This is a genomic window from Methylocaldum sp. (genome assembly GCF_039794385.1).
Lineage (GTDB): Bacteria > Pseudomonadota > Gammaproteobacteria > Methylococcales > Methylococcaceae > Methylocaldum.
The window spans coordinates 1-9,018 of record NZ_JBDIVO010000200.1 but is presented as its reverse complement, the minus strand read 5'-3'; the positions used below and the strand labels follow the sequence as shown (position 1 = coordinate 9,018).

General features: G+C 56.9%; 12 protein-coding genes. All 12 read right to left on the bottom strand.

Going from position 1 to position 9,018, the window contains the following annotated elements; genetic code table 11:
- Window positions 1-437 precede the first annotated feature (437 nt).
- The 12 genes from ABJK70_RS15930 to ABJK70_RS15875 all read right to left on the bottom strand — a co-directional run bounded on the left by ABJK70_RS15930 (window position 438) and on the right by ABJK70_RS15875 (window position 8,889).
- Window positions 438-1,229: a hypothetical protein gene (locus ABJK70_RS15930; RefSeq protein WP_347258450.1), complete on the bottom strand. Its 792-nt coding sequence runs from the start codon at window positions 1,227-1,229 to the stop codon at window positions 438-440.
- 32 nt (window positions 1,230-1,261) lie between these two features.
- Window positions 1,262-2,362: a hypothetical protein gene (locus ABJK70_RS15925; RefSeq protein ID WP_086134316.1), complete on the bottom strand. Its 1,101-nt coding sequence runs from the start codon at window positions 2,360-2,362 to the stop codon at window positions 1,262-1,264.
- 406 nt (window positions 2,363-2,768) lie between these two features.
- Window positions 2,769-3,035, bottom strand: a complete 267-nt coding sequence (locus tag ABJK70_RS15920) for a hypothetical protein (RefSeq protein WP_347258449.1) — start codon at window positions 3,033-3,035, stop codon at window positions 2,769-2,771.
- A 236-nt stretch (window positions 3,036-3,271) separates the two neighbouring features.
- Window positions 3,272-3,688: a hypothetical protein gene (locus ABJK70_RS15915; protein ID WP_347258448.1), complete on the bottom strand. Its 417-nt coding sequence runs from the start codon at window positions 3,686-3,688 to the stop codon at window positions 3,272-3,274.
- A complete protein-coding gene (locus tag ABJK70_RS15910; protein ID WP_077728917.1) occupies window positions 3,685-4,164 on the bottom strand; it encodes a GNAT family N-acetyltransferase in 480 nt (159 codons plus the stop codon). The genes ABJK70_RS15915 and ABJK70_RS15910 overlap by 4 nt, the downstream gene beginning before the upstream one ends.
- 60 nt (window positions 4,165-4,224) lie before the next feature.
- Window positions 4,225-4,815, bottom strand: coding sequence for a hypothetical protein (locus ABJK70_RS15905; RefSeq protein WP_077728755.1), 591 nt, complete (start codon window positions 4,813-4,815; stop codon window positions 4,225-4,227).
- A gap of 516 nt (window positions 4,816-5,331) precedes the next feature.
- Window positions 5,332-5,757, bottom strand: a complete 426-nt coding sequence (locus ABJK70_RS15900; protein ID WP_156880711.1) for a YiiD C-terminal domain-containing protein — start codon at window positions 5,755-5,757, stop codon at window positions 5,332-5,334.
- Between the two features lie 146 nt (window positions 5,758-5,903).
- Window positions 5,904-6,488: a nuclear transport factor 2 family protein gene (locus ABJK70_RS15895; protein WP_347258447.1), complete on the bottom strand. Its 585-nt coding sequence runs from the start codon at window positions 6,486-6,488 to the stop codon at window positions 5,904-5,906.
- Between the two features lie 114 nt (window positions 6,489-6,602).
- Window positions 6,603-7,148 (bottom strand): PaaI family thioesterase, encoded by a 546-nt coding sequence (locus ABJK70_RS15890; RefSeq protein ID WP_347258446.1) that lies wholly within the window; start codon window positions 7,146-7,148, stop codon window positions 6,603-6,605.
- A gap of 59 nt (window positions 7,149-7,207) precedes the next feature.
- On the bottom strand, window positions 7,208-7,672 hold the full coding sequence (locus ABJK70_RS15885) for a nuclear transport factor 2 family protein (protein ID WP_077728759.1): 465 nt from the start codon (window positions 7,670-7,672) through the stop codon (window positions 7,208-7,210).
- A 48-nt stretch (window positions 7,673-7,720) separates the two neighbouring features.
- Window positions 7,721-8,092 (bottom strand): MarR family transcriptional regulator, encoded by a 372-nt coding sequence (locus tag ABJK70_RS15880; RefSeq protein WP_168175345.1) that lies wholly within the window; start codon window positions 8,090-8,092, stop codon window positions 7,721-7,723.
- Between the two features lie 179 nt (window positions 8,093-8,271).
- On the bottom strand, window positions 8,272-8,889 hold the full coding sequence (locus ABJK70_RS15875; RefSeq protein WP_347258445.1) for a dihydrofolate reductase family protein: 618 nt from the start codon (window positions 8,887-8,889) through the stop codon (window positions 8,272-8,274).
- Between the last annotated feature and the right edge of the window lie 129 nt (window positions 8,890-9,018).

Sequence of the window (9,018 nt, the reverse complement as noted above, 5' to 3'; positions counted from 1 at the left end):
GGCTGAGTCCCCATCGCCGGTTCTCGGTCATGCAGCCGTGCCGGCGCTTAGAGCGTTTTCTTCTCGTTCGTACGACAAAACAGGCTCGGCGGAAGTGGTTGGCGCCTTCGGCTGGGGTGAATTGATTTAAGCCTTCGTAGGTCGGCAATCCTTTCCCAATCGCAAACGGTCGCTTTAGTCGCGACCCTTCCAATCGCAAACGGTCGCTTTAGTCGCGACCCTTCCGACGAAGGCGCTCGGCCGGGACGTGGCGTCGGGAAGGGGGGGCTCCGGCGCTCCCGGAGACACCGTTTGCGATTGGAAGGGATTCCCGACCGACTCGCGAGTGCCCGTATAGCCGACGTAGCCCGGATGAAGCTTGCGGAATCCGGGATGATCGGCGCTTCTACCTCCCCGGATTTCGCTGCATTTCATTCGGGCTGCTCGCTGTATGGGACTCATTCCCGCACGACATGCCATCCCGATTCGCTGGGCCGGAATTTCAGTTGACCGTGCTTGAGCGGAATCACGGCGCTGCCGCTCTCGACCAGCGGCAAATCGGTGGGCAGTTGTTCGAGGTCGGGCGAGAACCATTTCCAGCCGCTCCCGCGCGGCAGCTCGGTGCCGAACTCCAGCGGGTTCTGCAGCCAGACCAGGTCGGGCAAGCGCTGCTGCTCCGGCAGGCTCATATACCACCGTATCCAGCGGCTGTCGCGCGAATATCCCTGCTGCACGTATTCCTCCTGCCATGCGGGCAGTTCCGGCGCGGATTGCATGACGATGACCGTCGGTTCGATCGAGACGATGAAGAAGCGATAGGGCGCCACGCGCTGGGAATAGGTCACGATGGTGTTGCCGTAATCGTCCTGGTGGTGCACGTCGCCGGGCTGCAGCTGTTCATAGACGCTATAGGTTTCGAAGGTGCCCGCTGCGGGCCAGGCATTCATCGCGCGGTGTTTCTCTAGGAAGGCAAAGGCCTTGTTTGCCGTGTCGAGCGGGTACTCCTTGCGCCACGAGTTGGAGCCCCACGCGGGGACGCGGGTGATCCCGTTGTTCCAGTCCCAGGATTTGAGCGAATAGTAGCGTGCCTTGCGGCCGGGCGCCGCCCATGGCAGGTCTGAGTTCGTGGCGATTTCCTTGGCGAAAAAACTATTGAGCACGGCAACCTCGATCCAGGGCAGGGCGGCCAGGAAAACCCCGAGCGCGAGCAGTGCGCCGAGTACCAAAAGTATGATCGTGACGATTTTCATGGGCGCTGCGCCCGCATCCGGCGTGTCATAAGTCAGCAATCGTAGCCCCCTTCCTGTTTCACGGTCACTCCGGGAAAGCCGGCGAGCATTTGCGCGGCGTCGCGGATGGCGCGCGAGCCGTGTCGCCCGTAAACGGACCAGACTCCGAGCTGCAGCATCGCATAGCCGGGCCCCTTGGCCGGCTGCAGGTCGACCCAGGTGGCCTGCACCGGTTGCCCGAGCTCGAACATCACGCTGTCCCGCAAAGTCGAGGCGCACCAGATGCCGTTCGACTCGCTGCTCCAGAGTGCGAAGCTGTGCGGGTTGAGCTTGGCGGCGATATTGGCAGGGGTATCCAGAAGTGTGGGTTGGTACAGGCTGATACGCGCCTGGCGTGCGGCCAGCGCCTGAGGTGTGGCGTCTCCCGTCAGCCAGTACGCGTTCTGCGGCCAATCCAGCACGAAGGTCCGCAACTGCGACGGCCGTTCGGCCATGGCCGTCAGCCGGGCGACGCGAGCACGCCATTCCTCGATATAGGGTTGCGCGGCCAACTGCTCGTTCCAGCTCAACCACAAGGTGCCGGCGGATTGGCCGCCGTCGACTTTACGCAACCCGCCGTAGATCGAGAGACCGACGCTGGTCTCGGGACGTACCCAGCGGGCATAGAACGGCACGCAGTCGGCCGGATCGGCATAGGACGGGATTTCGGAACGGCTCACCTGGTCCGGTGGTCCCAAGCGTTCGGACAGGGGCGCGGCCCAGATTTCGGGCTCGGGCGTTCCGGTCCCTGCGGGCGCCAGCTCGAAATCGACGCTCGTCACCGGGCGATCCGTCGCGGGTGCCTCCAGGTGGACGTTCACCGCCGCAAAGCCGTAAGCGCTCGCGCAGAGCAGCCTGACTTCTTCCGCCCTGTGGCAACCGTGCCCCGGCTGAATGCCGAGCTGCCGGCACGCTTCCTCGAGCGTCGCGCCCCAGGGAACGAACTGATCGCCGATCCCAAAGCCCTTCTGCAGATTCAGCATGTGGATTCCCCCTCCCGTAACGAAAACGATGCGGCGAGTATAGTCAACGGGGCGGGTGTCGGCGTAGCGTGCGCCCCGGCCGTAGTGCGGAATAGGGTATTCCCGCATTCCGCCGATGGAGCCGCTTCCCATGCGGCGGAATACGCGGGTGCGCTGGCATTCTACATGAGCTGAATTTTGAGTGAGGGGATTTCTACGTCCTTGAGGAAGCTCTGAACAAGTGGATTCCGTTCATGCCCCTTCGACAGGCTCAGGACAGGCCTGTCGAAGGGCTTAATCAGAGCTTCCTTAACATGGTAGTCCAGCCGACATTTGGAGCGCGGCGCAAAACGGTCGGCTGGAATGACAAACTAGGCCCCGTGCTCCCGATGTGCCACCGTACCCGATTGGTAAGCCGCTCAACGGCGCCCCTCGCATTTGACCTCTTCCTTGAACTCCTCACGGCTGGCTTCAAGCTTAACCTTTCGGGGGCACCAGCATTGCTAAGAACTTGCGCAAATGGAACACCGCGGAATTCGCGTCCGTGCTGACGGGTTTGTTAGGACTCCCGTTTCGCTTCCCCCCATGGGTACAGCTTCGGGATATACAGTGTCAGCGCCGTTGCGATGACAACAGCAACGACGGTGCCGACAATAAACAGCGTCCAGCTCATTGGCCGGATAGCGCCAAGCGCGACTATCAAGAATAGGATGGGCAGATCAAGAAAATGTGTGAAAGTGGGAATCCCTTCGCCCCGGGCCTTCTCGAGCTCCGGCGTAATCGCGCCCGCCTGCAGGGCCTCTCTGGTGATGCGCCGCAGGCGCATGAGGTAAAAGCGGGTGACCGTATTGCCCTAGACAAACTCGAAGGCGAAGAGCACAACCATTCCGAGCAACCAGGGAACTTGCACGAAATTCCAACCGCCATAGAACTCGATCATCATCCAGAAGCCAGCAGAAGAAGGGCTCCCGGTACAACCAGTCCATCGTAGAACACTATGGCCAACGCCTGTGCTCAGCCGCTGGCAAACCGCACATCGGTTTACCAGTTGGTTGGAGCGGATTATTGGGGGCGATGGACCTCAATGAACCACTTTGGCTTGATTCGCCAAAAGTCCGTGCGGACATGGCTTGCAAGCGCCTTCTTGGAGTCCAGCACAACGGGACCACGAGGCCCGCGCCAGAAAACAGCCCAATGCCAGAAAGGCCGACCCTGCTCCAAGTGCCACCTGGTGGAGAGAAGGGCAAGTGTAGGTAAAGACTCCCAAGACTGAAACAGCGACTCATCGGGCGAAGCATCAAGCCCGAACTGCCGCAGAAGCGTGCGAACATGATGCGTTTCTGACCAGAGGCGCCGATCCTCCGCGAAAATGCCGAGACTATTCGCCACAGCCTTCGCCTGTTTGTAAGTGACTCCAACGAGTGCAGCGACGCTCGCGATGCCGCAGCCCGTTATCTCCTCCTGAATGATCGGTTTCATAGCAAAACCTTCAGTTTGCGCCCGCCGGTTATGGAAAAGCCCTCGCGTTCATAGAACGCCAGAGTTCTATCAAATTGTGGCAGGGGAGGAGTTGTTACCTCCAATCGAGTCCAGCCACGTGACGAGCCGAACCCCTTGGCCTGAGATACAAGGCGAAGACCCAATTCATCCGAGCGGTACTCCGGCCGAACGTAAAGTTCGGGAATGGTGCCAAATGCTCCCTCCGCGTAGAGGGCGTAGCTTTCATAAAGGGAAATGAACCCTGCTGGCCTTCCATTTTCGTTGCGAGCGACAAAGACGAAATATTTCTCTTGATTAATGAAGTCCGTCAGCCTAGATGCTGTTTCGGCAAAGTTGAAGTTGAACGCCTGAATTCCGATGGCGTTCGTGATTTCAGCCAGCAATTCGCCAACCATTTCGGCGATTTCCACTGCATCCTTGGCAGTGGCTCTTTGGATGGTGATCTCTGTGCTCATTTCATGACACCCAACGTTCGCCATAACCGGCGTGGTTAGGCGGTTTATCGTTTTGTGCTTTCATGTTGCTAATGCTCGTCTTCGAACTGTGACCATTGCCATTAATGACATACATGCCGCAGCTATAGCTGCGGGAAACAGAACCGTCGTGACCGAGTAACTTTCAAGGGCCAAAATTACGAGGACATTACGGGCCGCGAACAAGGCGAAAAATAGCAATGACTCTGAATGCGGGGAACTATATGCCTTCCTCACCGTTGGTCCAAACCCCAGAATATCTACGGTGGTAAGAATGACGACAGCCCACAGTGGGTCTGATGTAAAGTACCAAAGCGGTAACGAAGACAGCGCCGAAACGAAAAACATCCAATCGGTTCTTGTGATCGTAATGTCCGTGCGCTTCACGTAAGCCAAGACCGCGACAAAAATGGTGATGCTTCCCGAAACCCCGATGGGCCAAGCACCAATTCCGCCTTTTCCTTCAAGTTGGGCAAGAAAAACAACGAAGGTTGTCGCGCCCCAAATGACCCAGGAAAAAACATGGGGTCGGGTTGCGCCGCTAACGATTGCGCGGATATAGGGAACAAAGGCCGCAAAAGTGAGAGCAATTGCAACGGCGCTCAAAATTTCTTTATACGGTTGGGTCCCCATGCTTTTATTCGCCTAACGATGCTGTGGAAAAAACCAGTTTTCGAACATTTTTGCGTCTGTAACTTGTTGATTGGTTGTGGACTGGGTTTTCGAGTAGGGCGTTTTTCTACATTCTCAACGTGAAGCTTGAGGTGCGTGGAAACAGGCGGCAAAGCCGGCTGTCGGAGTGCCTCGCTCGAAGTGAAAGTTAGGGTTATAACTGGCCACAGACTGGACCGTATTCATCCTCATCCTCCATTATGCAGCCAAGCCAAAGACGAAGCGCCTCTGCACGTCTTCCGGTCTGATTCTTCTTACACCAGTTGACTGCGCGGTTTGTCCATTCTGTAGGAGCCATTGTAAGCGCCCCCTGTATTTCACAACTCTTGAGCCAAGCCCTTTGTACGGCCACTATTGCCAGCGCAAAAACGACATGTGCCAATCTCGGTGACATACCTGCCCCCAGTGACCAAGCTCAGCCGCAGCCTTACCGGAGCGAAGCGAAGCGGAATCAAGGCCGTCGACCGAAGCGACTCGTTATGTCTTCCCCTGCGGGAGGCCTTGCACGAACCAATCAAACATTCCGACGGATGTGACGACACCATCAGAGTCTCTGACCTCTACATCGACGGTGATGGACGACCGCCGTTTCTTTTCAAACTGCTCTTTGAATTTTGAAACGGCCTCTTCGGATACGGCTGGGAACGCGAAAATAGCACTGCTTGCCGGCCTTTTGAATTTGACATGGGATTCCCGCAGGACCGGCACAACCTTCCCCGCAAGCTCGGGAAACAGTCGTTGCAGTGCTTCGCCACTGGCTGTCTCGGCAAGCGCGAACTGTGCGCTCGCATGTATCGTGTTCAAGTGGTTTTGCGTTGACGTGCTGAAGGGCAGTTTAAGCGTTCCTTCTTCCGTTCGGCATATCCCGACCTTCTCTATAAAGGGAATTGCAGTAACATCCATGCGTCTTTCCTTTTAAGGTTAAGGCGGGGGGCGCGCCCCTCTTGTCGGAGGGGGGCAATCGACGACGCTCGTGAGGTCCGGAGACTTTGTCCCGACCGCAGGCGAGCGGCCTTACCACGGCGTTCTTCCATCTCGGATTCCCGAATTCACCGCACGGCGTTCTGGTAAGCCGCGAGCATGTTTGGGTCCTCGATTGAGCCGTGATGGTGAAACTGCAGCCACCGTCCTTTCACTCTGCGGAAAATCCGTGTCGTACGGATCGCCAAGTCCAGCCTCGCACCATCAACCTCGATCCAGCCTCGCTCTCGGCCCACTACGTAGAACAGATCGCCTGCCTCGTGCAGCGTATAGTCGTAGAACTCGAAATGGTACTGCGAGCGGAACCTGAAGAGACGCTCGTAAACCGAGCGAATCTCCGGCCAGCCCCGTTTGACGCCGCCCAGGGGGTTGTCCATGACCGCTTCCGCAGACTGGTCCCAGTTTTGGGCCATCAAGTTCAAGTCGCGGTTGTTGATGGCTCGATAGAACTGGGCGAGAACTTGGCGAGGCTGGCCTAAATCACCTAAATCCTCCTGACCGGTAACCGGCGCCTGGGTGGGCTCAATGCGGCCCAAGGGGGTATCTGCCTGTCGTGTCCTTGCCGCCGAGGCATTCGGCGGCAAGGACTTCGCCGATGCCACGGCAGCTATCGAACCTAATGCCGCGAGAACGATCACAAACGTGCGAATCATTCAATGTGTCTCCTAAATTTCACGAGGGACTCCTCCGTTGCTTTTGTCGCCGGCTGAGGTTTGACATGAGAGGCGACCGGGCCGCAGACCGGGGGAAGTCCATTGATGGAAGGCTTAGGTGCCCGGTTTGTCATAGAGAACCATTTGCGTGCAGCGGAAAAGTGCAATGGTCTTGCCTGTCTCTCGGTGAATGACGATTGCATCCCAGAGCTGGGTTGTCTTGCCGAGGTGAACCGCCTTCGCGATACATTCGATCATGCCTTCGCGGGCGGTTCCGACATGATTGGACTTGAGTTCGATCGTCGTGAACCCTATGGCTCCTTCAGGGAGATTGGCGACGCAACCATAGCCTGCCGAGGTATCGGCGAGCGCGACGACGCTTCCTGCATGAAGAAAACCATTCGGTGCCATGAGCGACGCCTTTACCTGGAGTTCAGACCGTACTTCCGCTGGTCCCACATGAGTGACGACGATGCCAAGATAGCCTGGCAAGTTTTGCGCGCCGAGCTTGTTGAACTGATCCGGGGTAAGCATTGGGCACCTAAGGATGGTGTAGAAGAAACCAGTTTTCGAGCATTTTTGCGTCTGTAACTTGCTGATTGTTTGTGGGCTGAGTTTTCGAGTAGGGCGTTTTTCTGCATTCTCCAGGTTTGGATTCACCGGCACTGCGCGGTGTTATCGCGCAGCATCCGGCGGAATCATGGGTTGGGCTTCTTGTTCTATTTTCCTAGAACGGCCGACTGGTACTCGGCCAATAATGCAGGATCGTCGATAGATCCATGGTGGTGTATCTGGTGCCATTTTCCGCAATCCATTCGGTAAAACCGACTGGTACGGATGGCAAGGTCAACTTGCTTCCCATTAGCGCGGAAATATCCTCTTTCTCGACCGACAGCGCAGAACATGATTCCGGCGTGGTGAATCGTATAGTCGTAGAACTCGACATACACCTCGGCAGGGCCTGCGAAAATTCTTGAATATGCTTCTTCTATCGCTTCCCACCCTCTACGCACTCCGCCAAGGGGATTGGACATTGATGCCTCGTCGGAATTTGCCCAGTTGGCGCTCATGAGTTCCAAGTCTCGGGTATTAAACGCACGGTAAAACTCCTCAAGAGCATTAAGTGGCTTGCCATCGTTTTCCGTAGATTCGAATCCGGTAATCGGATTAGTTGTAAGGTTCATCCCGTATCTCCATTAATGGTTGTATGAGCAACTTTATGGGCAAAAAAATCACGACAACAATCGAGCGGTTTTGCGAAGTTGTGCCACGAGGGCTTTCATTTCAGCTTCGCCCAAATTACCGCACATCCTCCTATATAAAGCATCGCATGTTGCCTCCAGCGCTTCCTTCATGCTCTTGGCCTTGTCGGTAGGAAACACTCGCTGTTCGCGATTGTCTTCAGCCCCAAGTTTTGATCTTTGGACCAACCCCTTTTCCTGTAACGAATCAACAAAACGGGTGATAGTAGATTTCTCGAGCTTTAGCTCACTAGCGATCGCCTTATGGGATATTCCAGGTGACGCCAGCACGAGTCTGAGCAAATAGGCATGCGCAGGCGACAAGCCAAGTTCCTTGAAAGCCTCGTCCCAAATGCGATTCACTGCTCTTGCTAGAGCATTGACATTGAAATACAGACATCTCTCAAACACTGTCGTAGTGTAGAGTATTGTGGTTGTATGTACAACCTTGCGCCCTGCGCATGGCGCCGCGGTTCAGGCGCGTCCGAGCGCCCTGCACATAGCGTTGCCTGGAACCGCTTGTTAGGCGTCACTGGCTTTTCCTACTCAACTTCTTCGAACGCCCCTGTGCGCACCTCGCCGCTGCGCACGTAGCGGGTGATCAGCACACCGCCAGGAGTGCTGGTCGAGTGCGCCAGGGTGAAGGCCGACACCTGTGCATCATCGTCGAACAAGCGCTTGCCGCGCCCAAGTACGACGGGATAAATCAGAAGCCGAAGCTCGTCCACCAACCCGGCTGCAAGCAGTTGGCGCACCATATCGCCGCTTCCCCACGTCAATAGGTTCACGCCATCCTGGTGTTTAAGCGCGCGAATCGCGTCGACAAGATCGTCCTCCAGCGCATGACTGTACTGCCAGTCAAGCGTATCGGGTCGGTGCGTGGCCACGTGCTTAGGTACGCTGTTGAACAGGTCAGCGATGGCGTGGCCGGCCCGTACACGCGGCCAATACGCCGCCCATATGTCGTAGGTACGACGCCCCAGCAACAGCTCGAACGGCTGCGCGAACAGGTCCTGCACGGCTTGGCCGGTGGCCTCGTCGGCGTAGGGCACTATCCAGCCACCGAGACGGAATCCCCCGCTGGGATCTTCTTCAGGCCCACCGGGGGCTTGAATAATGCCATCTAGACTGATGTGTTCGGCAACGATCAGCTTGCGCATACTCTTCTCCAAGTTCGTCCTCGTGAAAGTTCTCGTACAGGGAATGCCAATCACTGCGACCAATCAGCTTCATTCCCTAACGGATAGTCGAACGAGACTCTGCGAAATCGACGGTGCGATGCCTGGATG